This window comes from Nitratireductor lacus (assembly GCF_056431025.1).
The window spans coordinates 157,508-183,188 of record NZ_JBWKMB010000005.1; the positions used below are offsets into that span (position 1 = coordinate 157,508).

Sequence of the window (25,681 nt, forward strand, 5' to 3'; positions counted from 1 at the left end):
AAGAATGTCGAAGCAGAAACAAAAATTCCCGGCACTCCGTCTGGTCGTCCTGGCTGTCGCTGCGGGCGCCATCGCGGGTGCGATTGCGGTATACGTGAAGGGCGGGCTGGATGGCAACACGGCGGCGACGCCGATTGTCGCTGAAGCCGATAGCGCAACCTGCTCTGCGAAGCAGGCAAAAGCCAAAGCGTTAGGCGATGCGGCAACAGGTCATGTTGCGGCGATGCTTGCAGCCGACCCGCCGCGTTCGCTCAAAAATCTGGGCTTCAACGGGCCCGATGGAGAAGCGATGACGGTCGCCGATTTTTCGGGCCGGGTCGTGCTGATGAACCTGTGGGCCACCTGGTGCACGCCATGCCGGGAAGAAATGCCGGCGCTGGATGCACTGCAGTCAGCAAAGGGGGCGGACGCATTCGAGGTCGTGGCGGTGAATGTCGATCGTGGCGATGATGAAAAGCCCACCACCTTTCTTCAGGAGACAGGCATTGAGGCCTTGGGCTACTACCGTGATGCCTCGATGAAGATTTTCAACGATGTTAAAAGCCAGGGGCTGGCGCTCGGTTTGCCGGTCACGCTGCTGATCGATGAAGACGGATGCCTGCTGGCGCACATGAACGGGCCGGCGGAATGGGGCAGCCCGGACGCTGAGCGGCTGATCGATGCTGCTCTTGCAAAACCGGAATAAACTCAATCGGGGAGCCATGGCTCCCCGAAGCAATTTTGACCATGCGAGGACGGCAAGGGCCCGTCAGGCGGCTTTGGCCGGCTGATAAACACAGCCTTCCGCCTGTCCTTCGGCACCGCGCTTCAGCTCAACACGTTGAAGGGTAGGGGATTTCTCGGCCAGCCTGTCGTAAATCCATTTGGCCAGGTTCTCGAGCGACGGCACGGAAAGGCCTTCGATATCGTTCAGATAGGTGTGATCGAGAATCTTGTGAATCTCGTCGATCTGCTTCTCCACTTCGTACAGATTGGCAGCCCAGCCAAAGACCGGATCCGGCTCGCCGACGAGATGGACGGAGACCTTGAAGGAATGGCCGTGGAGGCCGGAATATGGCTCCAGCTTATGCGCTGCCTCGAAGGTGAATTCCTTGTACGTTTCCACTTCCTAAACCCCTAATCTGGAAATATATTTCTTGGTTCTGGGTGTTTTTTCTCCCGCGTTTCATCGCATTGGGAGAGATTTGGACTCACGACCGTTATGCGAGCCGGCCTGTCTGTTGTATAGTCCTTTGAGCATAGAGCTTTGGCACTGGCTGCGGAGCGTGTCAATCGCCAGCAGTATGTGTGTCGAGTGGCCGCGCCGTTAACCTGTTGTTGGTTAGCCGGCACTATTGTGGACTGCGTTGGAGTTTACGCCACTAAAGAGGCTGAAAAATGCACAATAAAAAACTCGCGGGAGGCTGGTTTGCGGCGGTGTCGTTGCTGCTCTTCTCGTTTGTCGCTCCTGCTTTCGCACAGGATGCCACTTTGCCGAAGCCGCAGGGGGATGTCATCCTGACGATTGACGGCAACATCGGTGCAACCAATGGCGATGGAGTTGCCGATTTCGACCTCGCAATGCTCGAGGCCCTGAAGTCCGCAAAGATCCGGACAAGCACCCCATGGTTTGATAATGCGGTCGAATTTGAAGGGGCGCTTCTTTCGGAAGTCATGGCACTGGTCAAGGCCGATGGCGACGAACTGGTCGTGACGGCACTCAACGACTATCAGGCGCCGGTACCGATAGCCGATTTTGCAGAATATGGTGCCATTCTCGCTTACAAGCGAGACGGGAATTACATGCCGATCAGCGACAAGGGGCCTCTGTTCATCATATATCCGTATGATTCCGACCCGAAACTGAACACGCAGAAGTATTTCTCGCGTTCTGTATGGCAGGTTCGACGCTTTACCGTTCGGTAAGCGTCTGACAGGCCTTGCCCATGTCGGACCCGGAGACAAGAAAAATGAGGCGCCGCACGGCATCGCGCGTGGTGCAGATGGTGCTGTCCGTCGGCATGATCGCGCTTGCCGTTGCGGCACTCTACATCTCTGTCCTGATTTTTCAGCGTCAGGAAGCGCTGACGCAGATCTTCCGCTACAACATCGCCTATAGCGCGAGCCAGGGCATGAACGAGCTTCTGCGTTTTCGCCAGAGGCTCACGGCCGTACTGGTCGAGCCACCGCAAGCCAACAGGCAGGATGTGGAACTGCGGTATCAGATCCTGAGGAGCAGGCTTAGTCTGTTCGAGCAGGGTGAGTTCATGAGTTTTGTCTCCGTGATGCCCGAAAACAGGGAAACGGTTGAACAACTGGCTTCGGCATTGCAGCAGATCGGCACGTTCATCGGTGAGATTGACAGGCCCGAGAACGCGCAGATCGCGCTTGATCTCACGGCGCCGCTGGAAAGCAAGATGGTCGCTCTCGCTTCCAAGGCCAATGAATATGGTGCGACAGCCCAGGCAAAGGATCAGGGGGAGCTTCTCAGGCTCCACTGGCTGTTCTCGGCACTGGCGCTTTCGCTTGTCATAACCGGGTTTGTGTTCATAGCCATGCTGAGATGGCAGCACCGGCTGCAGATCAGCGTTCAGCAACGGCTCAAGGCAACCAATGAGGACCTGCTGCGCACGAGTGCGGAACTCAGCGAAAGCGCGCAGGCTGCCCGTCGCGCCAACGATGAACTGATCACTCAGAACCTGCTGTTCAACACGGCCCTGAACAATATGTCTCACGGCCTTTGCATGTTCGATGCACAGGGACGGCTTATTGTCAGCAACCAGAAGATGGAAAGCATCTACGGGCTGACGCAGGAGCAGCTCAGGCTCGGCACCTCCCTGCACCAGCTTATCGGCGATATGGTGGAGGCCGGTGCCAGTGCGGAGGACGAGGCGGAACAAGTCGCGCAACTGCAATCGCGGCTGATCGAGCAGAATCGCTCCGATACGCTGACACAGGAACTGCGCGATGGAAGGACGATCCTGATTTCGCATCAGCCCATGCGCGGCGGCGGCTGGGTTGCAACTTATGAGGACATCACCGAACGCCACAAGGCGCAGGCCCAGGTCGCCTACATGGCGCGCCACGATACGCTTACTGATCTACCGAACCGTCTTATGATGCGCGAGCAGCTGGAGGAAATCCTCGCCAGCAGCAATGAACGCGGTCTTTCCACGGCGGTGATGTGCGTCGACCTGGACAATTTCAAGAGCATCAACGACACGCTTGGGCATCCCGTCGGCGACGCTTTGCTTCGTGCGGTGGCCGGTCGCATTCGAAACACCGTGCGTGAGACGGATGCGGTGGCGCGTCTCGGCGGTGACGAGTTCGTTGTCGTTCAGGGAAATGTCGAGAAGCCGGAACAGGCGAGCAGCCTTGCCAAGCGGCTGATCGATGCGCTCGACGATCCCTACATAATCGAGGGACACCAGGTTCTCACCGGAGCGAGTGTCGGTATTGCCGTTGCCGACCCTGACCACGATGCCGCGGACGATCTTCTGATGCAGGCCGATGTGGCCCTTTATCAGGCGAAAGGGGACGGCCGGGGTGTGTTCCGCTTCTATGAAGAGGGCATGAACAAGCGCCTGCAGCGGCGCAGGGCACTCGAGGCCGAGCTTCGTTCCGCCAATCTGGACGAGCAGTTCCACCTGGTGTTCCAGCCGATCATCGGGCTGGGAACAAACAAGGTCACGACGTTCGAAGCCCTGTTGCGGTGGACGCATCCTGTTCACGGGCCTGTCTCTCCGGACGAATTCATCGGGATCGCAGAAGATACGGGTGCCATCGTTCAACTGGGCGAATGGGTGCTGCGACAGGTCTGCATGGAGATGAAGTCGCTGCCCGACGACATCAGCATTGCCGCCAATCTGTCTCCCATGCAGTTCAAGCGGGATGACATTGTGGAGACCGTTGCGCGCGTTCTTGTGGAAACCGATACACCGGCGAACCGGCTGGAACTGGAGATCACGGAAACACTTCTGCTTGAAGACAACCGGAAACTGCATGCGGATCTTCGGCGTTTGCGGCAGCTTGGCACACGAATATCGCTTGACGATTTCGGCACTGGCTATTCATCGCTCAGCTACCTGCAGAAATTTGCCTTCGACAAGGTCAAGATCGACCGTCTTTTCATCAAGGAAATCACCAAGAGTGCGGACCAGGCAGCCATCGTTCAGACCATCGTCAATCTGGCTTTTACGCTTGGCATGACCACCGTCGTGGAGGGTGTCGAGATGGAGGAGCAGTTGCGCATCATTCGCGCGATGGGATGCGACGAGGCGCAGGGCAATCTCTTCAGCAAGCCCATCCTTGCCAGGGACATCCCCGGTTTCCTCGACGAGCACAAGCGCAGACGCTACGCTGCCTGACTGCCGATGCCGGTATTGTGACGCCAGACGTGTCGGCCTATTCGTTTCTCGCGCGTTCCCGGAATATGCGGCGGATCACCTTGCCGGTCGTCGTTAACGGCATGGATTCAACGAAGGCAATCTCACGGGGGTATTCGTGGGCCGAGAGGCGCTCGCGGACCCACAGGCGGATTTCTTCCGCCAGCGCTTCGCTGGGTTGCGTTCCTTCGCGAAGAACAATGTAGGCCTTCACGATCTCCGTGCGCACCGGATCGGGTTTGCCCACGGCAGCAGCGAGCGAAACTTTGGGATGGCCGGTCAGGCAGTCTTCGATCTCGGTCGGTCCGATGCGATAGCCAGCCGAGGTGATGACATCGTCATCGCGCCCGACGAAGTGGATATAGCCTTCTTCGTCACGGATGCCCTGGTCGCCCGTGGTCATCCAGTCGCCGATGAATTTCTCGCGGGTTGCCGCGTCGTTTTCCCAGTATCCGAGGAACATCACGGGATCGGGTCGCAGGACGGCAATGTCGCCGGGCTCGCCGTCGCGCACGGGGCTGCCTTCACCATTGATGACCGCAACGCGATGGCCGGGAACGGGAAGGCCGATGGCGCCGGGCTTGCCGACTTTCAGTGCGTGACAGGAAGAGAGGACCAGATTGCATTCGGTCTGGCCGTAGAACTCGTTGATGTGAAGGCCCAGCTCGCCCCGCGCCCACTCGAATGTTTCGCGGCCGAGGGCTTCTCCGCCAGAGCCTATGGTGCGTAATGAGAGATCGAACCGCTTCTGAATGCCCGATACCGCCTTCAGCATGCGTAACGCCGTCGGCGGGATAAATGCGTTGCGCACCTTCATCTTTTCCATGAGGCCGAGCGCTGTTTCGGGGTCGAATTTCTCAAACCGCCCGGCGACGACCGGTGTCCCGAGATAAAGCCCGGGTAAGAGAACGTTGAGAAGGCCGCCCGCCCAGGCCCAGTCGGCCGGTGTCCATAAGAGGTCGCGATCCTGCGGCAGGAACTCGTGGTGGAATTGCACGCCAGGCAGGTGTCCGAGCAGAACCCTGTGCCCGTGCAGAGCGCCTTTGGGTGGACCTGTCGTGCCGGACGTGAAGATCATCATGGCCGGATCGTCGGGGCCGGTGTCGGCTGGCGTGAAAGGGCCGTGATTGTCGGCGACGATCCTGTGGAAATCCTGGGCAGCACCATCTGCGCCATCAACACAGATGGCGAGCTTCAGCGCCGGCAGGCGGTCGCGGATATGCGCGACCTTTGCAAGGCCGCTTCCCGTGGTGATGACAGCTGCCGCGCTGGCCGTAAAAAGCCTGTATTCGAGGGCCTCCGAGCCGAAGAGGAGGGCGAGCGGCACGGCCACCGCCCCAAGCTTGTAGATCGCGGCATGGGCGATTGCGGTCTCGAACGACTGCGGCAACAGCAACGCCACCCTGTCCCCCCGCCCCAACCCTGCCCTGGCAAGTCCGGAGGCGAGCGCGTCCGATCGCGCGGAAAATTCGCCATAGGTCAGCGTTGCAGGGTTGCCGTCGGGGCGGTGCTCAAGGAGTGCAATGCGATCGCGCGCGCGCGCGGCCCATGCGTTAGAGATTGCGACGCCGATGTTGAAGGTTTTGGGAATGTTCCAGCGGAACCCGTCGTAAAGCTGCCGATAGCTCTCGCGCCGTTCAAGCATTGCCGTGCCAATCCTCCCCCTGTCCCGCACCGCGATGCTCCGGGGAAAGTGGTGCCCCTGGCCGGGATCGAACCAGCACTCCTTGCGGAACTCGATTTTGAGTCGAGCGCGTCTACCAATTCCGCCACAGGGGCCCGCCGCGAACGGCCGGACAGGTTGCGGACTATACGGGGAAGCGGGCTTCCGTCAACACTTCGCATGGTAAATCGTCGGACCTGCCACGTCTTTCACCATCGCCGTTGCGCCGGCGCGCCGCAGCGGCTAGACAAAACCCCTCATTGAGGGCCTTCCATGCTTCGCAAACTTTACGACTGGACCATGTCACTCGCTGCCACACGGCATGCGGAAAAGGCCCTGGGTTCCGTGTCTTTCATCGAGAGTTCGGTATTTCCCATTCCGCCGGACGTTCTCTTGATCCCGATGGTTCTCTCCGAACGTGCCAAGTGGCTGCGCTATGCATTCATCTGCACCATAAGCTCCGTTCTTGGCGCGCTTCTCGGCTACGCCATCGGGGCCTTTCTGTACGAGACAGTCGGGCAGCCGATCCTGGCCTTCTATGGCAAGGAGAATGCATTTGAACAGGTGGCCGGCTGGTACAATGAATGGGGTGGCTGGGGTGTGCTTTTCGCTGCGGTCACACCGTTTCCCTACAAGGTTCTGACGATCTTTTCGGGCGCCACCGGGCTCAATCTCCTGGTCTTCGTCGTCGTTTCGGTGATCGGGCGGGGCCTGCGCTTTTTCCTCGTTTCCTGGCTGCTATACCGGTTCGGCCCCCCGATCCGGGTGTTCATCGAGAAGAACCTCGGCCTTCTTTTCACCCTTTTCATGGTTTTGCTGATCGGCGGCTTCGTTGCCATCCGATACGTTTTCTAGAGGCCCTTCATGTCCCTTACCGCTCCCACCGGTGCCACCCAGACCCTGAGCGCCGGACTGCTTACCGTCGGCCTGGCTGCAACCGTGGGCATAGCGCTCGGTTTCGAGCATATCGGAGGGTACATTCCGTGCATGCTGTGTCTTGAGCAGCGCACGCCCTATTATATCGGTGTGCCGCTGATGCTGCTTGCACTCCTGGCTTCATGGCTGAAAGCGCCGCCGCCTGTCACCCGGGGACTGCTGCTCGTCGGCGCCGCGCTGATGCTCTATGGCATGGCCCTTGGCATTTATCATTCGGGCGTCGAATGGAAATGGTGGGAAGGTCCGGCCGACTGCGGCGCCGGTGCGGCCGGCCAGAACCTGGGCGGCAATCTGCTCGACCAGCTTAACGCGGTGATCCCGCCATCATGCAGTGAGGCCGCGGGGCGTTTCCTGGGGCTTTCATTCGCCGGTTGGAACGTTCTCGCGAGCGCCCTGTGGGCGTTCATCGCCCTGAGGGCTGCTTTCAAGCGCTAGACCGTCATGCGTCCATCCGGACGCACCAAAGACGATCTAAATTATTGATGGCGCATCGGAATAATCCGACAACCGGATTCCGCCTTTCGGTCCGATGCTCCGGGGGCAGGAAGGGAATGCGGTTCCGCTCTTCCGCGTGAAACAACGACCGGCGCGTTACGGCTCCAGCTCGACATCCCAGTAGAGGTAATCCATCCAGCTTTCATGCAGGTAGTTGGGCGGAAAAAGGCGTCCATTGTTGTGCAGGTCGTGAACGGTCGGGCGATAGGGTTTTTGCTGCGGCCACATCTTTGCGCGGGCGGGCATGACACCGCCCTTCTTCAAATTGCAGGGCGAGCAGGCCGCGACCACATTTTCCCAGGAGGTAACGCCGCCAAGACGGCGGGGAATGACATGGTCGAAGGTCAGGTCTTCGCGGGTGCCGCAATACTGGCACTGGAAACGGTCGCGCAGGAACACGTTGAAACGCGTAAAGGCGGGGTAGCGCGACGGTTTTACATAGGTTTTCAGGCTGATAACGCTCGGCAGTCTCATCGCGAATGACGGGGATGAGACCTGCTGGTCGTATTCGGCAACAATATTGACCCGGTCGAGGAAGACTGCCTTGATGGCATCCTGCCACGACCACAGTGACAAGGGATAGTAACTGAGCGGTCTGTAGTCCGCATTCAGCACCAGAGCAGGCATGCTGTCTGGCGAAGCCGCGATCGTCACGTCCTTGAAGCTCCTTCAACTGACCAAGTCGATCGATGCGGATACTGTAAGCCCGCCGTGACAGGAATGTGAAGCGCATATTTTGCTTTATGACACCTCAAACAACTGGATTTTCGCAGTTTTTTGTTCCCGTCATGGCAACGGAGCCGCTTCTGCGCCCTTCATCTCGCGGTAATAGGCCCAAAACAGGCGTGCGGCGACGGCCCGAAGCGGTGCCCATGATTCGGCCAGACCTGCGAGGCTCTTTGCATTGGGCCGCTCAGGCAGCCCCAGGGCATCGGCCACGGCCGCCTGCAGGGCCACGTCGCCGGCTGGAAAAACATCGGGATGACCGGCGGAGACAAGAAGATAGACCTGCGCTGTCCAGGGGCCGATCCCGTGGATCGCCGTCAGGCTGGTGATGGCGTCACCGGCGTCGCGTGCGCACAGGGTCTCAAGGTTGAAACCATCTTCCACGATCGCCCGAGCGAGTGCCAGGACTGTGCGCTGCTTGGCGCGCGACAGGCCGGCGGCGATCAGCGGTTCCTCGCCCGCGGCAAGAATGGCACTGGGCGTGAGCGGATTGATAAGCCCGATCAGCCGGGCTTCAATGGCATTGGCGCTGGCACGCGAAACCTGCTGCGACAGGATGATGGAAACAAGGCTTGCAAAGCCGGGCGCGCTGCGCCTCAGAGGAATGTCGCCGGCGCAGTCGCGCACGGCCTGAAGACGGACATCGATTGCGACCAGAGCCTCGAGTGCCTGCAGAATGTCCGCGTCCGTGTCTATGCGTTTCATCGGGTTGGTGTGGCCTGTTCTTGCCGAGCGCAGAAGAAAGCCGTAGCAATCGTCCCATGCCGACTGCAACCCGATTCACGCATCACTCATGACACGCCCGGTCTTCCGGTTCGCACCGAGCCCGAACGGTCAGCTTCATCTGGGTCACGCCTATTCGGCGCTTTTGAACCAGCGGATGGCGCGGGAGGCGGGAGGGTGCTTTCTGTTGCGCATGGAAGATATCGACGTGACCCGCTGCACGCCCGAACTGGAGCGTGGCGTGCTGCGCGACCTCGCATGGATTGGCCTTCGATGGGAGGAGCCGGTGCGTCGCCAGTCGGATCATTTTGACGATTACCGTGCGGCTCTTGAAAGGCTGATCGACGCGGACCTTGTTTATCCGGCTTTCATGAGCCGGGGGGAGGTGCGGGTGCGCATAGCCGAGCACGAGGCGGGTGGCGAGCGCTGGCCGCGCGACCCGGATGGTGCGCCGGTCTACCCAGGAGAAGACCGCCATATGAGTGCACGGGAGCGTCAGGCGCTGATCGATGAGGGCGCGCCCTTTGCATGGCGGCTCGACATGGCCTCGGCCATCGCCCATGTCGGGAACACGCTCGACTGGGGCGAGACAGGGCAGGGGCCGGAAGGGGAAACGGGCCGTGTGCGGGCAATGCCGGAGAGCTGGGGTGACGTCGTGATCGCGCGAAAGGAAATCCCGGCAAGCTATCATCTATCGGTGGTGGTCGACGATGCGCTGCAGGGCATCACGCATGTGGTGCGTGGGCGCGATCTTTTCCACGCGACTGCCGTGCACCGCGTGCTTCAGGAACTGCTGGGTCTGTCGGTGCCGCAATATCATCATCATGACCTTGTTCTGGACGGTGATGGCCGCAAGCTCTCCAAGAGCCGGGGCGATACCAGCCTTGCCGCGTTGCGCGAGAGCGGTGCGACGCCGGGCGACATAGCCCGGATGGTTGGAGTCCCCTAGCTCAGCCGTCTGAGAACCGCCTTGACCACGACAAGGACAAGAAGCGCTGCAAAAGCGCCGCCGAGGCCGGCGGTTGCTCCTTCGGTAAGGCTCGAAAACCGAATTCCCCGCTGGTTGGCCAGATGGATGGTGCCGAAGAATGCGGCGGTGATGATCACGGCATTGCCCACCGCGCCGAACCCGTCGTCCTTCATGGCGGCGTCGAGACCGAGCGAGAGGATGTAGGCAATCATCGTGACGGCGACGAGCGCGAAAATCAGCCAGCTCGTATCCAGTTTCATCAGCATCTGCGCATCCCCCGGCGGCGCCTTGGATCACTTCCATTGAGCCTACGATGGAAATGTTTCGCTTTCCTTGCCGGGGGTGAGGCTGATAAAGCCGCGGTTGATCACCGCGCTGTCATATTCAGGGACACATCCGATGAACGATCTCACAAGGGCGATCCCGGCCCTGTTCGTCCTGCTCTGGGCGACCGGTTTCATCGGTGCGCGCTACGCAATGCCATGGGCCGAGCCCTTCACCTTTTTGTGGGTGCGTTTTGCACTGACCTTTGGCGTCCTGCTGCTGATCGTTCCGATGGTGAATGCGAAGGCAATCGGCCCGCGCAACGCGTTTCATGCCGCGATAGCGGGTGTGCTGATGCACGGGGTCTATCTGGGCGGTGTCTTCTGGGCGGTGCGCAACGGGCTGCCGGCGGGGTTCGCCGGGCTCATCGTGGGACTCCAGCCCATGCTGACCGCAGTCATCGCGGGACTGTTCCTGGGTGAGAAAGTGACTGGAAAGCATTGGCTCGGCCTGGTGGTGGGGTTGGCCGGCGTCATCACAGTTCTTTCACCGAAATTCGGTTCCATCAGCGGCGGTGTTACGGTGGCGACCATTGGCGCGGCTGTTGTGGCGGTAATCGCCATGAGCGTCGGTACCGTCTGGCAGAAGCGCTTTGTTGCGACCGCCGATCTGGTGACCGTTACACTTTATCAATATGTCGGTGGCTGGGCGGTGACGTTTCTCGTCTCGCTGACGATCGAGACACAGGAGTTCGTACTCAACGGTGAGCTGGTCTTCGCCATGGCGTGGCTGGTGTTCGTGCTCTCGCTGGGCGCGATCTTCCTGTTGATGATCCTCATCCGTGAAGGCGAAGTGGCGCGGGTCGCCTCGCTCTTCTATCTCGTACCGGCGGTGACGGCGCTTATGGCATGGCTCCTCTTCGATGAGACCCTGACGCCGGTGCAGCTTGTCGGCATGGCGGTCACGACGTTCGGCGTGGCGCTTGCCACGCGCCGTACGCCGCGTCAGCCGGCTCCGGCCACGGCGCGCGCTTCCCGGTAGCGCTTGATCGAGGCATTCAGTTCTCCGCCGAGAATGAACACGGCCGAGATGATGTAGAGAAACACCACCGCGATCATGATCGATGCGAGGCCGGCGTAGGTGCTGGCGTAGCTGCCGAAGCGCCCGAGATAGGCGGCGAAAAGGCTGGATCCGATGAATGATCCGAAAAGCGTGAAGACGACGCCCGGCAGCACATCCCAGAGACTGCGCCGGCCGGCGGGCAGCCAGAGGTGAACCGAAATCAGGGCGAGTATAAGCACGGTCAGCGCGATGACGTAGCGCCAGAAGGTGATGGTGCCGACATAGGGGGCGATCCATTCGAGATTGCTGGCGGCGATGCGCAGCGCCACGGGTGCGATGACGAGCAGAAGACTGATCGCAAGAAAGCCGAGCGTTGCGACGAGCACGAAGAACAGGCTTTGCGCACGCAGGCGGAAGATCGAGCGCTTTTCACTGACCCGGTAGGCACGGTTGAGGGACAGACGCAGCGCCTCTACGCCGTTGGATGCGAACACACCGGCCAGCACCACACCGAAGGTCAGAACGTCGCTGCGGCGCACACCGAGCACATTATGGACTTCCCGTGCAATTGGCTCTGCGACCTCTTTCGGCCACGTATCGAATATGAGGTCGACGGCCTGCTGTGAAAAAGTGTCTGCGCCGAGAAAGCTTGCCAGCGCGGTGGCGAATATGAGGAATGGAAACAGGGCCATAAGCGCCGAAATGGCGACGTGACTGGCCATGGCCCAGCCGTCGTCGGTGTTGAAGTGCCCGAGCGCATCGGCGATGATGCGTCTGGTGGCTTTCAGTCCGCGCACGGTTCTTCCCTTCGCTGTTCTCGATGCTTCTTCTTGTTGTTTCACATCGGCCAATATGTGAAACCGTGACACTTATAGACAAGTGCTGACAGGAAATTCATGGGCGCGGACCGTACGATTCTCATCACCGGCGCTTCCTCCGGTATAGGTGCATGGTGTGCTGGCGCGCTGCGCAGGGACGGCTGGCGTGTGTTCGCAACGGTGCGGCGGCCGGAGGACCGGACGCTCCTTGAACAGGAAGGTATCGAGCCGTTCTATCTCGATTATGCGGAGCCCGAATCAATCGCCACGCTTGTGGAGAACGTGCTGGAGCGCACCGACGGCTCACTCGATGCACTTTTCAACAATGGCGCCTATGCTCAGGCCGGCGCCGTCGAGGATCTTCCGGTGGAAGCGTTGCGCCATCAGTTCGAGGTCAATGTTTTCGGTTGGCACGACCTCACGCAGCGCCTGGTTCCGGTGATGCGGCGGCAGGGGCAGGGCCGCATCGTTCATTGCTCCTCGATCCTGGGCCTCATCCCCATCAAATACCGTGGTGCCTACGCGGCCTCGAAACATGCGCTCGAAGGTCTGATGCTGTGCCAGCGCGCCGAGCTTGAGGGCTCGGGCATCCACGTTTCCCTGATTGAACCGGGACCCATCGAGTCCAAAATCGCCAGCAATGGGCTCCCATGGTTCGAGCGCTACATCGACCATGAAAACTCTGTGCATCGGGAGGCCTACAAGACGCAACTCGCCCGTCTGCGGCAGGGTGGCGTGAAATCACGCTTCAAGCTCGGACCGGAGGCGGTTTATGCGCGGCTTTCTCATGCGCTCCTTTCCCCGAACCCAAGGCCGCACTATGTGGTAACCACACCGGCGCGTGTCGGTGTCGCATTGAAACGGCTCCTTCCGGCGCGCATGTTGTACCGCTTCCTGTCGAACCAGGGCTGAAACCGAGAAGAAAGCCGCCATGTCCACAGTCTTCAACATCCTTTCCATCCTTGTGATGATGGCGGTCGTGATCGTCCTCATTCGCGGTCTCATGAACATGATGCGCGGCGGCTCGGCCAACACGTCGAACAAGCTCATGCAGGCCCGGGTTATCCTGCAGGCGGTCGCCATCGTCTTCGTCGTGCTTGCGCTTTACTATGCGCGTTCAAAGGGTGGCTGAGGGATTTCGTGGTCAAGCTGAACAAGATCTATACCCGCACGGGTGACGACGGGACGACGGGCCTCGGCTCGCGAGAGCGCCGCCTGAAATCCGATCTCAGGGTCGCGTCCTATGGCACGGTCGATGAGGCGAACGCCTGTATCGGCATGGCGCGTGTTCATCTGGCGGAAACGGAGCCGCGCATCGACGCGATGCTTGCGCGCATCCAGAACGATCTCTTCGATCTGGGAGCCGATCTCGCCACGCCGGATACCGGCGAGGTGCTGAAATACGAGCCCCTGCGGATCGTGCAGAGCCAGGTCGACCGGCTGGAAGCGGATATCGATGCATTGAACGCCGGGCTGGCGCCGCTGCGGTCGTTCGTCCTGCCGGGCGGCAAACCGGCTGCGGCTGCGCTGCATCTCGCGCGTACCGTTTCACGGCGGGCCGAACGCCTGATGGTGGAACTTCGAACCATCGAAGGTGAAATCGTCAGCGACGCGGCGATGCGTTATATCAATCGCGTCTCCGATTTCCTGTTCGTTGCCTCACGCGCCGTGAATGACAATGGCGCGCTCGACGTGCTATGGGTGCCCGGGCAGAACCGCTGAGATATTCGGGCCGGGATCGGGGCCCGCAAAGAGGGCTCCGATGTTCATACCGCTGTACGATGCCAACAGCCTGCGGCACATCAAACGGCAATATGTCACGCTGGCAATCATTGCGGTCAACGTGATCGCCTATCTGGTGACGGCGGTGGGCGGCACGGATTTCGCGTTCGCCGCCGCGCTCGGTCTTGGCTATATCCCGTCCGTTTCCAACGATCTGGCGGTGCTGCCGCCGGAACTCGATCTGGTTCCGGAACCGCTCACCTATATCACCTATTCATTCCTGCATGGCGACCTGATGCATCTGGGTGGCAACATGCTGTTTCTGTGGGTGTTCGGCGACAATGTGGAAGATGCGCTGGGGCATTTCCGGTATCTGATTTTCTACCTCGCCTGCGCTGTTGCTGGCGCCTATGTGCATGGTTTCATCGCGCCGGATTCCAATGCTCCCCTCATTGGCGCGTCCGGTTCCATCGCCGGCATCGTCGCTGCCTATCTGATCCTGCATCCAAGGGTTAAGGTCTGGGTGCTGGCCTTTGCGCGCATTCCCATTCGTATCCCCGCCTTCATTCTTCTCGCGCTCTGGATCGGGTTCCAGTTTCTGATGCTGGTGATTGATACGGAGAACCAGATTTCCTGGGCCGCTCATGCGGGCGGTATTCTTGCCGGGGCTGCTCTGGTGTTCATTCTGAAGCGCGGCGATGTCCCCCTTTTCGACCGGCGGCTGGAAAAACCGCGTGCGGTGGAGCTTGAAAAACCGGATGCCGCGCGCCCGCTTGAAACCGAACAACCGCGCTGGGGGCGGCAATAGGACATTTCTGCATATTGACGTGAACGTCAGGCCTCTCTACGGTCCCGCCAACTCCGGCGGCACGCCGCATGAGGGGGAGGAGGAGTGTTCTGAATTTCCCTGCGCATGTCGGCATTCAGCCACCCGGCGGGTCCATCTGCTGGTATCCAGCATCAGAACCGAAGTCCACCATGGAAGGTGATTGCGCATGAAAGTCCTTGTTCCGGTCAAGCGGGTCATCGACGCCAATGTGAAGCCCCGCGTGAAGGCGGATGGCTCGGGTGTCGAGCTGACGAACGTCAAGATGGCGATGAACCCGTTCTGTGAAATAGCGGTCGAAGAAGCGATCCGCATGAAGGAAGCCGGCAAGGTCGAAGAAATCGTCGCCGTGTCGATCGGCCCGGACAAGGCTCAGGAAACGCTGCGTACCGCGCTCGCCATGGGCGCTGACCGCGCCATCCTGGTGAAAACCGACGATGCGGTCGAGCCGCTCGACGTCGCCAAAATCCTCAAGGGCGTGGCCGACGAAGAAAAGCCGGAGATCGTGATCCTCGGCAAGCAGGCGATCGATGACGATTCCAACCAGACCGGCCAGATGCTCGCGGCCCTGCTCGGCTGGAGCCAGGGTACCTTCGCTTCGGATGTACAACTCGCCGACGGCAGGGCCAGGGTCACCCGCGAGGTGGACGGTGGCCTTCAGGTGGTCGAGCTCAAACTGCCGGCCATCGTGACGACGGACCTGCGCCTGAACGAGCCGCGCTACGCTTCTCTGCCAAACATCATGAAGGCCAAGAAGAAACCGCTCGACACCAAGGCACCTGGCGATTACGGCGTCGAGGTCAAAGCACGTCTGAAGGTGCTCAAGACCGAGGAACCGGCTGGCCGCAAGGCAGGCATCAAGGTGGGTTCGGTGGCCGAACTGGTCGACAAGCTCAAAAACGAAGCCGGCGTGCTTTAAGCGGAGAGGGAGAGACAAGATGGCCATTCTTCTGGTTGCCGAACACGACAACGAAACCCTGTCCGACCAGACCGCCAAGGCGCTCGCCGCCGCGAGCCAGATCGGCTCCGATGTGGACGTTCTGGTCGCCGGCAAGGGGGCGAAAGCCGCCGCCGATGCTGCTGCGAAGCTTGCCGGTGTGCGAAAGGTCCTGCTCGCGGAAAGCGATGCGCTTGCGGAACGCCTTGCCGAACCGCTTGCCGATCTCGTGGTATCCCTGGCTGACGGATACGACACCTTCGTCGCCCCTGCGACAACCACGGGCAAGAACGTGATGCCGCGCGTGGCAGCCCTGCTTGACGTCATGCAGGTGTCCGACGTGATCGAGGTTGTCGACGCCAAGACCTTCAAACGTCCGATCTATGCCGGCAATGCGATCCAGACCGTTGAAGCAACGGACAGCAAGCGCGTTGTCACCGTCCGCACGGCCTCCTTCCAGGCGGCGGGCGAGGACGGCTCGGCCGCGGTGGAGAGCGTCGACGCGCCCGCCGATGCCGGCCTCTCGGCATTCGTGGAAAACCGCATCGCTGAAAGCGACCGGCCGGAGCTGACCTCGGCCAGGATCATCATTTCAGGCGGCCGTGCGCTGGGCTCGGAAGAGAAGTTCAACCAGGTCATCCTGCCCGTCGCAGACAAGCTGGGAGCTGCTGTTGGTGCTTCGCGTGCGGCGGTCGACGCGGGCTATGCCCCGAACGACTGGCAGGTGGGTCAGACGGGCAAGGTGGTCGCGCCCGATCTCTACATCGCCTGCGGCATTTCCGGAGCGATCCAGCATCTGGCCGGAATGAAGGACTCCAAGGTGATCGTTGCGATCAACAAGGATGAAGAAGCCCCGATCTTCCAGGTCGCCGATTACGGCCTGGTTGCAGACCTTTTCGACGTGCTTCCGGAGCTCGAAAAGGCGCTTTAAGCCAAACAAGAACACCGGAATCTCAGGCAACAGCCCCGCTTTCGAGCGGGGCTTTTTTTGTTCTCGTTCAAAGGCGGCGGCGCCGGGCGAATGTCGGAGAAGGATTTTAACCGCAGGGGTAGACGCCATTGCGCCGCCCATTTAGTTTGCAGCGCAACAACAGCGACGAAGGATGCACATCGCATCTCACGGGGTTTTCGACATGACAGGAAAGATTGAGAAAGTGGGCGTGATCGGCGCGGGTCAGATGGGCAGCGGGATTGCCCATGTCGCCGCGCTGGCGGGCTATAACGTAAAACTCTACGATCTTTCCGCCGAGCGGATCGAGGCGGGTATTGCGACCATCTCCGGAAATATGGCGCGTCAGGTTTCGTCGGGAAAACTTGAAGACAAGGTTCGACAGGATGCGTTGGCGCGCATTGCACCGGCTACAACCATGGAGGCGCTCGCCGACATGGATCTGGTGATCGAAGCCGCCACCGAGGATGAAACAGTCAAGCGCAAGATCTTTGCGCAGCTCTGTCCGGTACTCAATCCCGAAGCCATTGTCGCCACCAACACCTCGTCGATCTCCATCACGCGCCTTGCCGCACAAACTGATCGGGCCGAGCGTTTCATCGGCATTCACTTCATGAATCCGGTTCCGGTTATGAAGCTGGTGGAACTGGTCCGCGGCATCGCCACGGAGGACGATACGTTCGAGAAGGCGCGCAGCTTTGTTGAAAGCCTCGAAAAGACCATCACGGTTGCCGAAGACTTTCCAGCCTTCATCGTCAACCGCATCCTTTTACCGATGATCAACGAAGCGATCTACACGCTTTATGAGGGCGTCGGCTCCGTGGAAGCCATCGATACGGCGATGAAGCTTGGCGCCAACCATCCCATGGGACCGCTGCAGCTTGCCGATTTCATCGGGCTCGACACCTGCCTTTCGATCATGCAGGTGCTTTATGAGGGGTTGGCGGACTCCAAATACCGTCCATGCCCGCTACTGGTGAAGTATGTCGAGGCCGGATGGCTTGGGCGCAAAACAGGTCGCGGCTTCTACGACTATCGCGGCGAGACGCCCGTCCCGACTCGTTAACACCGGCTCTTACTCAGCGGCCTGCCGCCGCGGTGCTTTACGCCGCGCGGCGGGCTTTTTTGTCTTGTGCTGCGCGGTCGTTGCCGAAATCTCCTCCATGGGGAAGGCGTCGACAGCGATAACCTTCTCGACGGCTTCCCGCGCTTCGCGCAGCTGTGTGAATTCGGCATCGCTGATGAGGTCCATATCGTGGGCCTCCCGGGCGTCGCTGACATGCTTCGCGCGCATCTTCTTTTCAATGGGGGCGGCGTCGACGACAAGCTGGAAAGCGCGTTCCAGATCCTTGAGCGGGTGTACGTCATGCCCCTGCCCGAGATAGAGGTCAGGCGTCAGCCGGTCCCGCTGCCCTGATGGTTTCAGTAGAATTTCGGCAAGCTTTGTGATGAGCCTGTCGGAAGGCGCCGGGTTGGGAACGCCCGCAGGAAAGGCGATCAGGCGCACCAGCCAGGCAGCCGGCCTGGCGGGAAGATTGTCGAGAACACCACGGAAGGCAATGCCGATGCGCGCCTCACCAGCCTGCATGAGGTAATCGACGATTGGTTTGTCCTCAGCGAAACGTCCCTCGCTTTCATAGCGTTTGAGAACGGCCCCCAGCAGATAGAGTTCAGCGAGGATATCGCCCAGCCGTGCCGAGAGCATCTCTCTGCGCTTGAGCGACCCGCCAAGTGTCAGCAATGCGAAGTCCGACAGCAGCGCGAAGGCGGCCGAATGGCGCGAGAGCGTTTTCCAGTGGTGGGGCATTGCCGCACCTTTTGGCGCAGGGCTGAGGAAGCCGCCCGTCCAGCCGCGCAGGAAGGCGCGACCGGCAGTCTTGAAAGCATGGCCGACATGCTTCCAGAAGGTTTCGTCGAAGCGATCGAGCCCTTCATCCCTGTCTTCGTGCGAGAGCGCCAGCAATTCTTCGAGCATATAGGGGTGGGAACGAATGGCACCCTGGCCGAAAATCATCAGATTTCGGGTGAGAATGTTGGCGCCCTCCACGGTGATGCCGACCGGCACCGCCCGATAGGCCGCTCCCATGTAGTTGTTCGGGCCGTCTATGATTGCCTTGCCGCCGTGAATGTCCATGGCATGCTCGACGGAACGGCGCATGCGCTCTGTCGCGTGGTACTTCATGATGGCCGAGATGACTGAGGGTTTGTGGCCCTCGTCCAGCGCCGCAAGTGTCGTGCGCCGTGCAGCGTCGATGAGATAGGCATTGCCGCACAGCTCGGCCAGCGGCTCCTGAATGCCCTCAAACATGCCGATGGGCACGTTGAACTGCGTGCGTACCCGGGCATAGGCGCCGGTGGCGCGCGCGCACATGGCGGCGGATGCGGCCGATTGAGAGGGAAGCGAGATGCTGCGTCCGGCGGCGAGCGCCGTCATCAGCATGGTCCAGCCCTGACCGATCTGTTCCTCACCGCCCAGAATGTGGTCGAGCGGCACGAAGACATCCTCGCCGTAGAGCGGTCCGTTCTGGAAGAAGGTGTACTGTGGAATATGTCGGTCGCCGTGACGGACGCCCTTTGTACTGGTCGGCAGCAGCGCGACGGTGATGCCCAGATCCTCGCCGCGGCCCAGATGATTTTCCGGGTCCTGCATCTTGAAGGCGAGACCCATCACGGTGGCCACGGGCCCGAGCGTGATATAGCGTTTGTGAAAGTTGAGGCGCAGGCCGAGCACCTTCTTGCCCTTCCAGGTGCCGTATTCCACCACGCCGGTGTCTGTCATGGCTGCGGCATCGGAGCCGGCATGAGGGGAGGTGAGCCCGAAGCAGGGGATTTCGCGCCCGTCGGCCAGCCGCGGCAGCCAGTATTTGCGCTGCTCATCGGTGCCGAAATGCATGAGCAGTTCGCCCGGGCCAAGCGAGTTGGGCACCATGACCGTTACGCCGGCGACGATGCTGGCGGAGGAGAGCGTGCGCACCACCTCCGAATGGGCGGTGTTGGAGAAGCCGAGGCCGCCAAATTCTTTCGGGATGATCATGCCGAAGAATTTGTTCCTGCGCATGAAATCCCACACGGCGGGCGAGAGATCGCGGTCCCGCCAGTTGAGCGTCCAGTCCTCGACCATGGCGCAGAGCTCGCGCACCGGACCGTCCATGAAGGCCTGTTCCTCTTCGGAAAGGCGCGCCGGCGGCATGGCCAGAAACTGCTCCCAGTTGGGGTTTCCGGTGAAAAGTTCGCCGTCCCACCACACCGTTCCTGCATCGATCGCCTCCCGTTCCGTCTCCGAAATCGGCGGCATGATCTTGCGGGCCCAGTTGTAGATGGGCTTCGAAACGCGGTCTCGGCGAAAGGTCTTGAAACGCATGGCCGGCCTCCAGTGTTGTGGCAATATATCAGGCTTGCCCCTGTGAGGCGAACGGGCGGCGCAGCCTGATGGTTCCCGTTGCCGGTTCAGCCGCGCAGGCGGTTTCGCAGAATGCGCAGACGATTGCGCATACGGCGTACCAGGCCCAGCTGGGCCGCTGCCTTGCGCACATGGCGATCCGCATCCGGGGTGAGCCCGACCACCATGGTTCCCAATGGGCGGCGTTCGCTCCACAGACGGCTCATGACCGGGTGATCGGGCACCGCGCAGGAGTCCGTCATCACGATGTTGGGATCGTCAAGGTGCGTTTTTGTAACCTCAATCATGAGAAGCGTGCCTGGCGAGTAGGTGGCGAAGCTTTCATCATAGGCCGTTTTCCACGTATAGGCCGTGCCGTTCTCAATGAAGACGATCAGGCAGGCGATGACCGTATCGTCGAGCGTCAGCATGTGGATGCGGCACATGTCGCGTTCACAGAGCCGGTGAACCGCTTCGCGGGCAAAGGCAGCCCGATAGCGGTCGATCGCCATGGCCGAGCGCTCTCGCCCCTTCCAGCCGGACGCCTCGAGAGTGAGAAAGGCCTCGATGCCATGCCGCACCTCATCCGGGTGGCGGGCGATTTTGTACTCGAGATTGCCCAGTTCTCCGAGGCGCCGCTTGAGGCGTCGGAACTCGCGATAGTGATGCGCGCGCAGCGAATCGCGCAGATATGTGTCGCCGTCCAGCACGCTTTCGAGGGTTGGGCGTTCGACCCGGTTGGTGATCTGGAAAGGCAGGTTGCGCGCGTCCACCACCGTGCGCAGGATCGCAGCAAAGGCTCCGTCGAGGCCGACATCCGGGAGGACGAAAACCCCGGGAAGGTCGAGATGCGGACGGGCCAGCATGGCGAAGAAGTCTTCGATCACGCCGGCCGGATCGTCATAGTCGACAAGCGGTGTACCGAGCGGGCCGAACGGGTTGGCCCAGGTGCGCAGAACGGGGACGCTGAAGGGCAGAACCGGGCGCTCGACTGTGAAGGGCACGAGAAGGCGCAAACGGCTGCGGTCCTCCGTTCCGTCACGAATCACGGCAAGCCGGACCTCGCGGTCTTCCAGCCGGGGCATGGCCGGTGCCAGGAACCGGGGATTGAAGAAGATGTTCGTCTCGATCGAGCGCGCTGCCAGATAATCCAGCTCATCCACGAGTTCGAAGCCGGCTGACGCAGGATAGACGGCGAGCTTGCGCTTGTGGTCTTCCGTTGCCATGGAAGCGAGGTGCGTTGCTTCGGGTTCCAGCGTGGCGTTGCGGGGGTTGTCGCCTGCAGGGCCCGATGCGCCGCCGCTTGTCTCTTCAAGGAGAGGGGGGATGCTCAAGGGGTGAGCTCCTTTCGAATGCCCGGGAGAAAGACCAGCATGCGGATACCGAGCTTCTGCCAGGCTGTGAATGAGAGCGTGGCTGCTTCGAACAGAATGGCGATACCCGTGGCGATCGCTGCACCCCACAGGCCGTAGAGCGGTATCAGGATCATGTTGAGCCCGATATTGATGCCAAGTGTTACGGCATAGATGGCGGCGCAGATCTTCTGGTGGCCGCTCATGGTGAGCAGGCTTTCAGCGGGGCCGACGGCGGCGCGGGCGACGACACAGGAAACGAGCAGGAATAGGAGAGGATAGCCGGCGGTAAAACCGCTGCCGAAAAGCATCAGCATCGGTTTGCCGATAACGAGCACGACGACACCCATGGCGAGCGACGGCCAGAATGTCCAGCTGACGGTTTCCGCAGCGAAGGTTGCAAGTCCGGTCCGATCTCCGGCATGCATAAATGCTGAATAGCGCTGTGCAACGCTCGCCTTCACCGCGAAATAGACGAAATGCACCAGTGCCAGCGTCTTCACGGTGGCAAAATAGACGGCCACGTCGGTTGGAGCCATATAGCGGCCGACCATGAGCACGTCCGCATTGGTGAGCAGGAAATAGAAGCTTTCGACGAGGAAAATCGGCAGCGACACACTCACCCAGTGCTTCATCGCAAAGCGGGGCTTGCCGGCGGGCAGGTTTCTGTCGACGCGGGTGGTGATGCTTACGAACTGTATGAGTGTCGTGACGTAGGTTGCAATGATGGCCGTGACGATGGCGGTTTTCGCGTCGGGCGCGTAGCCCGTCAGCACGGCAATCGCCATGAAGAGCAGAATGAGCACGGGGCGTATGAAATAGGCCGGCAGCAGCGCCCAGATAACCCATGCATTGGCGCGCGAAACACCCTGCAGAAGGTCGCTGAGCGCCAGCATCGGCAGGCAGATCAGGCCGAGATAGAAGGGCACGATGTAGTAGGACTCGATCACGGGCTCGAGGAAACGAAGCCCCACAAGACCAGCAAGCATGAAAAGCGTTGACGTGCCAAGCACGAAAAGCCTGCCGGCAATATTCACGCCGCGCAGTTCCGCAGCAGCCCCTTTTGTCCGGTATTCGGGGATGAAGCGTATGATCGCCGTGTGAAAGCCGAGGCAGGAAATGTTGCCGAGGATGATCATCGTCACCCAGACGAGCACATAGATGCCGTATTCGAAACCGCCCATCCAGCGCGCCAGAAGCACCTGGCTGAAGAAGGCGATCACGGCGTTGATGATGCGGATGGCAAAAGCGATGAGCGCGTTGCGGCCGGCCTCTCCGCGTGCATCGCGGGCGCTGAACAGGCTGTCGACCTTTGAAAGCCAAGGGCGCGCGCGCTCGGCGAGCTGCGTCGGCAGCAAGCGATCACCGGTTGCCGTGGCTGAAAAACGCACCACCCCACTCCTCTCAAAACAGCTGCTGCCCGCTTTAACGCAAACTGTTTAAGAATAAAGAAAGGCCCACTCCTAATGCATGTCGCTTTCAAATGAATTCATTTGAAAGACAACGAACATGCATCATTTAAAAGTGTTACAGCGTCCTTTGCGCGTCTTATAAGACGCGCGGCGCTGGAGCCGGCTTTCGAGTGCACAGACGAAAAAAGCCGGGCGTAACCCGGCTTTTGACTGCATTTCCTGTGCAGCTACCTCAGGCGAAAGCGCCGTGGCAGTGCTTGTATTTCTTGCCGGAACCGCAGGGGCACGCCTCATTGCGGCCGACCTTGCCCCAGGTCGCGGGATCGTTCGGGTCGCGTTCCTCAGCAGGTACGACACTGCTTTCGTTGCGTGAAAGGGTCATCGTGTCGCCACCGGCAAATTCGTCCTCACCCGTGGAACCATCAATATGATGGGCCTGCATGTCGGGTGCTTCAGGCGGCGGGGCATCGGCGGCCTCGCGGACCAGTTCGACACGCATGAGCTGCGAAGTGACCACCTGACGCAGATTGCTCAACATGGCCTGAAACAGCTCGAAGGCTTCGGTCTTGTATTCGTTGAGAGGGTCACGCTGGGCGTAACCGCGGAAGCCGACAACCGAGCGCAGATGATCGAGATTGACCAGATGCTCGCGCCACAGATGGTCGAGGGTCTGCAGGAGGATCGACTTCTCGACATAAGTCATGATGTCGGGCCCGAAGCGCTCTGCGCGATCTTTCGCGGCAGCCTCTGTCGCCTCGGTGATACGCTCACGGATGTCGTCCTCGGCAATGCCCTCTTCCTGTGCCCATTCCTCGATGGGCAGATCCAGGTTGAGCGAGGCCTGCACGGCCTCACGGAGCTCTTTGGTCTCCCATTGCTCGGCATAGGCCTTCTCGGGGATATGCCGGGCCACCAGATCGTCGACCGTGTCCTGGCGCATTTCGGCGACGGTCTCGGAGAGATTCTCACCGTCCATGAGCTCGAGGCGCTGCTCGAAGACGACCTTGCGCTGGTCGTTCATCACGTCGTCGAACTTGAGCAGGTTCTTGCGGATGTCGAAGTTGCGCGCCTCGACCTTCTTCTGCGCCTTTTCAAGCGCCTTGTTGATCCAGGGATGGACGATGGCTTCGTCTTCCTTGAGACCAAGTTTCTGCAGCATCCCGTCCATCCGGTCGGAGCCGAAGATGCGCATCAGATCGTCCTGAAGCGACAGGAAGAACTTTGAACGGCCGGGATCGCCCTGACGGCCTGAACGCCCGCGCAACTGATTGTCGATGCGGCGGCTTTCATGGCGTTCCGTCGCCAGAACATAGAGGCCGCCTGCGGCGAGCGCCTGCTCTTTCAGTTTTTTCACATCCTCGCGGATGGCCTGCTCTTTCGCGTCACGCTCCGGGCCGGCTTCCATGTCGCCCAGTTCTTCGGCAATCCGCATGTCCGGGTTGCCGCCGAGCTGGATGTCGGTGCCGCGGCCGGCCATGTTGGTGGCGATGGTGATCGCTCCGGGCTTGCCTGCCTGCGCAACGATGAAGGCCTCGCGCTCGTGATGGCGGGCATTCAGCACTTCGAAATCCTTGACGCCTTCCTGACGCAGGCGTTCGGCGAGAAACTCGGATTTCTCAATCGAGGTCGTGCCGACGAGGATCGGCTGCCCCTTGGCGCTGGCTTCCTTGATTTCCCGTACGATGGCCTTGAATTTCTCTTCGACGGTCCGGTAGACCTCGTCGTCTTCGTCAAGGCGCTGGATCGGCAGGTTTGTCGGGATCTCGATGACTTCGAGGCCGTAAATATTGCCGAACTCCTCCGCTTCCGTCGATGCCGTGCCGGTCATGCCGGCCAGCTTGTCGTACATGCGGAAATAGTTCTGGAAGGTGATCGAGGCGAGCGTCTGGTTTTCCGGCTGGATCGCCACGTTTTCCTTGGCTTCGAGTGACTGGTGGAGGCCTTCGGAGAAGCGGCGGCCGGGCATCATGCGGCCGGTGAACTCGTCAATGATGACGATCTCGCCATTGCGGACGATGTAATCTTTGTCGCGCTGGAACAGCTTGTGGGCCTTAAGCGCATTGTTGAGGTGGTGGACGATGGCGACATTCTCGATGTCGTAAAGCGAATCACCTTTGAACAGGCCGGCTTCGCGCAGCATGTTCTCCATCTTTTCCGTGCCTTCTTCCGTGAAGGTCGCGGTGCGCTGCTTCTCGTCGACTTCGTAATCGTCTTCCACGAGATGCGGAATGAAGGTGTCGATCTTGTTGTAAAGTTCGGAGCGGTCGTCCAGCGGACCGGAAATGATGAGCGGCGTGCGCGCCTCGTCGATAAGGATCGAGTCCACCTCGTCGACGATGGCGAAGGAATGCCCGCGCTGTACCATCTGGTCGCGCTCATACTTCATGTTGTCGCGCAGATAATCGAAGCCAAGCTCGTTGTTGGTGCCGTAAGTGACGTCGCAGGCATAGGCCGCGCGGCGCTCCTCATCCGACATGCCATGCACGATGACGCCCGTCGTCAGGCCGAGAAAGCCATAGAGCCGTGCCATCCATTCGGAGTCGCGCCTGGCCAGGTAATCGTTCACCGTCACCACATGCACGCCCTTGCCGGACAATGCGTTGAGATAGACGGGAAGGGTGGCAACCAGCGTCTTGCCTTCACCGGTCTTCATCTCGGCGATGCAGCCATCATGGAGCACCATGCCGCCGATGAGCTGTACGTCGAAGGGGCGCATGCCCAAAGCACGCTGCGAAGCCTCTCGCGCCACCGCAAAGGCGGGAACAAGAATGTCGTCGAGCGATTTTCCTGCGGCAAGTTCCTTGCGGAACTCTTCGGTTTTTCCGCGCAATGCCTCGTCGGACAGCGCCTTCATTTCGTCTTCGAGCGCGTTGATCGCGGCGACGCGCGGGCGGAAGCCCTTGACGCGGCGATCGTTTGAGGAGCCGAAAACCTTGCGGGCGAGACCGCCGAGACTGACCATCCAGTGGTCCTTTCACTTCCTGACAGACGGCACGCGTGGAGCGGGGTTCAAACCCCGCTCGTGCCGAGCGAGAGCAATTATATAACAATCAGCGCCCGGAAAACGGTTCTGGACGCAGGAC

Annotated in this window: 24 protein-coding genes and 1 tRNA gene; 14 read left to right on the forward strand and 11 right to left on the reverse strand. The window is 60.5% G+C overall.

The genetic code is table 11. The features are described from left to right. The first annotated feature begins 4 nt into the window (after positions 1-4). On the forward strand, positions 5-685 hold the full coding sequence (gene tlpA, locus AC07E3_RS06195) for a thiol:disulfide interchange protein TlpA (RefSeq protein WP_478360648.1): 681 nt from the start codon (positions 5-7) through the stop codon (positions 683-685). Positions 686-748: 63 nt separating this feature from the next. Here the strand turns inward: tlpA and AC07E3_RS06200 are convergent, their stop codons facing one another. Then, a complete protein-coding gene (locus AC07E3_RS06200; protein WP_478360650.1) occupies positions 749-1,105 on the reverse strand; it encodes a 6-pyruvoyl trahydropterin synthase family protein in 357 nt (118 codons plus the stop codon). A gap of 272 nt (positions 1,106-1,377) precedes the next feature. On the opposite strand from AC07E3_RS06200, the gene AC07E3_RS06205 reads away from it, so the two are divergent. Further along, complete coding sequence (locus AC07E3_RS06205) at positions 1,378-1,905, forward strand: putative pterin-binding protein (protein ID WP_336070410.1); 528 nt, start codon at positions 1,378-1,380, stop codon at positions 1,903-1,905. A 44-nt stretch (positions 1,906-1,949) separates the two neighbouring features. Beyond that, positions 1,950-4,346, forward strand: a complete 2,397-nt coding sequence (locus tag AC07E3_RS06210; RefSeq protein ID WP_478360653.1) for a putative bifunctional diguanylate cyclase/phosphodiesterase — start codon at positions 1,950-1,952, stop codon at positions 4,344-4,346. A 37-nt stretch (positions 4,347-4,383) separates the two neighbouring features. On the opposite strand, the gene AC07E3_RS06215 is transcribed toward AC07E3_RS06210, so the two are convergent. Together AC07E3_RS06215 and AC07E3_RS06220 are read right to left on the reverse strand one after the other, a co-directional pair. After that, the gene (locus tag AC07E3_RS06215; RefSeq protein ID WP_478360655.1) at positions 4,384-6,009 is read right to left on the reverse strand and encodes an AMP-binding protein; all 1,626 of its coding nucleotides are present in this window, start codon (positions 6,007-6,009) and stop codon (positions 4,384-4,386) included. 49 nt (positions 6,010-6,058) lie between these two features. After that, positions 6,059-6,143: transfer RNA gene (locus AC07E3_RS06220), tRNA-Leu, on the reverse strand. Between the two features lie 157 nt (positions 6,144-6,300). On the opposite strand from AC07E3_RS06220, the gene AC07E3_RS06225 reads away from it, so the two are divergent. Then, positions 6,301-6,882 (forward strand): YqaA family protein, encoded by a 582-nt coding sequence (locus AC07E3_RS06225; RefSeq protein ID WP_065818218.1) that lies wholly within the window; start codon positions 6,301-6,303, stop codon positions 6,880-6,882. A gap of 9 nt (positions 6,883-6,891) precedes the next feature. Beyond that, positions 6,892-7,398 (forward strand): disulfide bond formation protein B, encoded by a 507-nt coding sequence (locus AC07E3_RS06230; protein WP_336070415.1) that lies wholly within the window; start codon positions 6,892-6,894, stop codon positions 7,396-7,398. 156 nt (positions 7,399-7,554) lie between these two features. Here the strand turns inward: AC07E3_RS06230 and AC07E3_RS06235 are convergent, their stop codons facing one another. Continuing rightward, a complete protein-coding gene (locus AC07E3_RS06235; protein WP_065818220.1) occupies positions 7,555-8,112 on the reverse strand; it encodes an HNH endonuclease in 558 nt (185 codons plus the stop codon). 132 nt (positions 8,113-8,244) lie between these two features. Continuing rightward, positions 8,245-8,889 (reverse strand): DNA-3-methyladenine glycosylase family protein, encoded by a 645-nt coding sequence (locus AC07E3_RS06240; protein ID WP_478360657.1) that lies wholly within the window; start codon positions 8,887-8,889, stop codon positions 8,245-8,247. Positions 8,890-8,977: 88 nt separating this feature from the next. On the opposite strand from AC07E3_RS06240, the gene gluQRS reads away from it, so the two are divergent. Continuing rightward, positions 8,978-9,856 (forward strand): tRNA glutamyl-Q(34) synthetase GluQRS, encoded by an 879-nt coding sequence (gene gluQRS / locus AC07E3_RS06245; RefSeq protein ID WP_478360659.1) that lies wholly within the window; start codon positions 8,978-8,980, stop codon positions 9,854-9,856. Here gluQRS and AC07E3_RS06250 read toward each other — a convergent pair. Next, positions 9,853-10,143 (reverse strand): hypothetical protein, encoded by a 291-nt coding sequence (locus AC07E3_RS06250; RefSeq protein ID WP_065818222.1) that lies wholly within the window; start codon positions 10,141-10,143, stop codon positions 9,853-9,855. The genes gluQRS and AC07E3_RS06250 overlap by 4 nt on opposite strands. A gap of 133 nt (positions 10,144-10,276) precedes the next feature. Between AC07E3_RS06250 and AC07E3_RS06255 the strand changes: the two genes are divergently transcribed. Beyond that, the gene (locus AC07E3_RS06255) at positions 10,277-11,182 is read left to right on the forward strand and encodes a DMT family transporter (RefSeq protein WP_478360661.1); all 906 of its coding nucleotides are present in this window, start codon (positions 10,277-10,279) and stop codon (positions 11,180-11,182) included. Here the strand turns inward: AC07E3_RS06255 and AC07E3_RS06260 are convergent. Continuing rightward, positions 11,146-12,000: a YihY/virulence factor BrkB family protein gene (locus tag AC07E3_RS06260; protein ID WP_336070421.1), complete on the reverse strand. Its 855-nt coding sequence runs from the start codon at positions 11,998-12,000 to the stop codon at positions 11,146-11,148. The genes AC07E3_RS06255 and AC07E3_RS06260 overlap by 37 nt on opposite strands. Positions 12,001-12,099: 99 nt before the next feature. On the opposite strand from AC07E3_RS06260, the gene AC07E3_RS06265 reads away from it, so the two are divergent. The 7 genes from AC07E3_RS06265 (at position 12,100) to AC07E3_RS06295 (ending at position 17,521) form a co-directional block, all read left to right on the forward strand. Next, positions 12,100-12,933, forward strand: a complete 834-nt coding sequence (locus AC07E3_RS06265; RefSeq protein ID WP_478360663.1) for an SDR family oxidoreductase — start codon at positions 12,100-12,102, stop codon at positions 12,931-12,933. 19 nt (positions 12,934-12,952) lie between these two features. Continuing rightward, positions 12,953-13,153 carry a twin transmembrane helix small protein gene (locus AC07E3_RS06270; RefSeq protein ID WP_007008808.1) on the forward strand — a complete coding sequence of 67 codons (201 nt, stop codon included), beginning with the start codon at positions 12,953-12,955 and terminating at the stop codon, positions 13,151-13,153. An 8-nt stretch (positions 13,154-13,161) separates the two neighbouring features. Beyond that, positions 13,162-13,743, forward strand: a complete 582-nt coding sequence (locus AC07E3_RS06275; RefSeq protein ID WP_478360665.1) for a cob(I)yrinic acid a,c-diamide adenosyltransferase — start codon at positions 13,162-13,164, stop codon at positions 13,741-13,743. 40 nt (positions 13,744-13,783) lie between these two features. Then, complete coding sequence (locus AC07E3_RS06280) at positions 13,784-14,551, forward strand: rhomboid family intramembrane serine protease (protein ID WP_478360667.1); 768 nt, start codon at positions 13,784-13,786, stop codon at positions 14,549-14,551. Positions 14,552-14,738: 187 nt separating this feature from the next. Then, on the forward strand, positions 14,739-15,488 hold the full coding sequence (locus AC07E3_RS06285; RefSeq protein WP_478360669.1) for an electron transfer flavoprotein subunit beta/FixA family protein: 750 nt from the start codon (positions 14,739-14,741) through the stop codon (positions 15,486-15,488). 19 nt (positions 15,489-15,507) lie between these two features. Continuing rightward, positions 15,508-16,437 (forward strand): electron transfer flavoprotein subunit alpha/FixB family protein, encoded by a 930-nt coding sequence (locus AC07E3_RS06290; protein WP_478360671.1) that lies wholly within the window; start codon positions 15,508-15,510, stop codon positions 16,435-16,437. A gap of 202 nt (positions 16,438-16,639) precedes the next feature. Then, positions 16,640-17,521, forward strand: coding sequence for a 3-hydroxybutyryl-CoA dehydrogenase (locus tag AC07E3_RS06295; RefSeq protein WP_336070434.1), 882 nt, complete (start codon positions 16,640-16,642; stop codon positions 17,519-17,521). Between the two features lie 9 nt (positions 17,522-17,530). Here AC07E3_RS06295 and AC07E3_RS06300 read toward each other — a convergent pair whose 3' ends face one another. The 4 genes from AC07E3_RS06300 to secA form a co-directional block, all read right to left on the reverse strand. After that, positions 17,531-19,816 carry an acyl-CoA dehydrogenase gene (locus AC07E3_RS06300; protein WP_478360673.1) on the reverse strand — a complete coding sequence of 762 codons (2,286 nt, stop codon included), beginning with the start codon at positions 19,814-19,816 and terminating at the stop codon, positions 17,531-17,533. Between the two features lie 86 nt (positions 19,817-19,902). Then, positions 19,903-21,090: a GNAT family N-acetyltransferase gene (locus AC07E3_RS06305; RefSeq protein WP_478360713.1), complete on the reverse strand. Its 1,188-nt coding sequence runs from the start codon at positions 21,088-21,090 to the stop codon at positions 19,903-19,905. Positions 21,091-21,164: 74 nt separating this feature from the next. Then, entirely contained in the window at positions 21,165-22,577 is a 1,413-nt protein-coding gene (locus AC07E3_RS06310; protein ID WP_336070440.1) for a lipopolysaccharide biosynthesis protein, read from the reverse strand. Positions 22,578-22,830: 253 nt separating this feature from the next. Beyond that, entirely contained in the window at positions 22,831-25,560 is a 2,730-nt protein-coding gene (secA, locus tag AC07E3_RS06315; RefSeq protein WP_478360676.1) for a preprotein translocase subunit SecA, read from the reverse strand. Positions 25,561-25,681: the final 121 nt, after the last annotated feature.

What these genes read in the sequence shown, in the direction of transcription:
- AC07E3_RS06215 (WP_478360655.1), bottom strand. Translation starts at nt 6,009, where the DNA reads ATGCTTGAACGGCGCGAGAGCTATCGGCAGCTTTACGACGGGTTCCGC.
- AC07E3_RS06250 (WP_065818222.1), bottom strand. Translation starts at nt 10,143, where the DNA reads ATGCTGATGAAACTGGATACGAGCTGGCTGATTTTCGCGCTCGTCGCC.
- AC07E3_RS06210 (WP_478360653.1), top strand. Translation starts at nt 1,950, where the DNA reads ATGAGGCGCCGCACGGCATCGCGCGTGGTGCAGATGGTGCTGTCCGTC.
- AC07E3_RS06290 (WP_478360671.1), top strand. Translation starts at nt 15,508, where the DNA reads ATGGCCATTCTTCTGGTTGCCGAACACGACAACGAAACCCTGTCCGAC.
- AC07E3_RS06270 (WP_007008808.1), top strand. Translation starts at nt 12,953, where the DNA reads ATGTCCACAGTCTTCAACATCCTTTCCATCCTTGTGATGATGGCGGTC.
- gluQRS (WP_478360659.1), top strand. Translation starts at nt 8,978, where the DNA reads ATGACACGCCCGGTCTTCCGGTTCGCACCGAGCCCGAACGGTCAGCTT.
- AC07E3_RS06295 (WP_336070434.1), top strand. Translation starts at nt 16,640, where the DNA reads ATGACAGGAAAGATTGAGAAAGTGGGCGTGATCGGCGCGGGTCAGATG.
- tlpA (WP_478360648.1), top strand. Translation starts at nt 5, where the DNA reads ATGTCGAAGCAGAAACAAAAATTCCCGGCACTCCGTCTGGTCGTCCTG.
- AC07E3_RS06205 (WP_336070410.1), top strand. Translation starts at nt 1,378, where the DNA reads ATGCACAATAAAAAACTCGCGGGAGGCTGGTTTGCGGCGGTGTCGTTG.
- AC07E3_RS06240 (WP_478360657.1), bottom strand. Translation starts at nt 8,889, where the DNA reads ATGAAACGCATAGACACGGACGCGGACATTCTGCAGGCACTCGAGGCT.
- AC07E3_RS06225 (WP_065818218.1), top strand. Translation starts at nt 6,301, where the DNA reads ATGCTTCGCAAACTTTACGACTGGACCATGTCACTCGCTGCCACACGG.
- AC07E3_RS06285 (WP_478360669.1), top strand. Translation starts at nt 14,739, where the DNA reads ATGAAAGTCCTTGTTCCGGTCAAGCGGGTCATCGACGCCAATGTGAAG.
- AC07E3_RS06265 (WP_478360663.1), top strand. Translation starts at nt 12,100, where the DNA reads ATGGGCGCGGACCGTACGATTCTCATCACCGGCGCTTCCTCCGGTATA.
- AC07E3_RS06280 (WP_478360667.1), top strand. Translation starts at nt 13,784, where the DNA reads ATGTTCATACCGCTGTACGATGCCAACAGCCTGCGGCACATCAAACGG.
- AC07E3_RS06230 (WP_336070415.1), top strand. Translation starts at nt 6,892, where the DNA reads ATGTCCCTTACCGCTCCCACCGGTGCCACCCAGACCCTGAGCGCCGGA.
- AC07E3_RS06300 (WP_478360673.1), bottom strand. Translation starts at nt 19,816, where the DNA reads ATGCGTTTCAAGACCTTTCGCCGAGACCGCGTTTCGAAGCCCATCTAC.
- secA (WP_478360676.1), bottom strand. Translation starts at nt 25,560, where the DNA reads ATGGTCAGTCTCGGCGGTCTCGCCCGCAAGGTTTTCGGCTCCTCAAAC.
- AC07E3_RS06255 (WP_478360661.1), top strand. Translation starts at nt 10,277, where the DNA reads ATGAACGATCTCACAAGGGCGATCCCGGCCCTGTTCGTCCTGCTCTGG.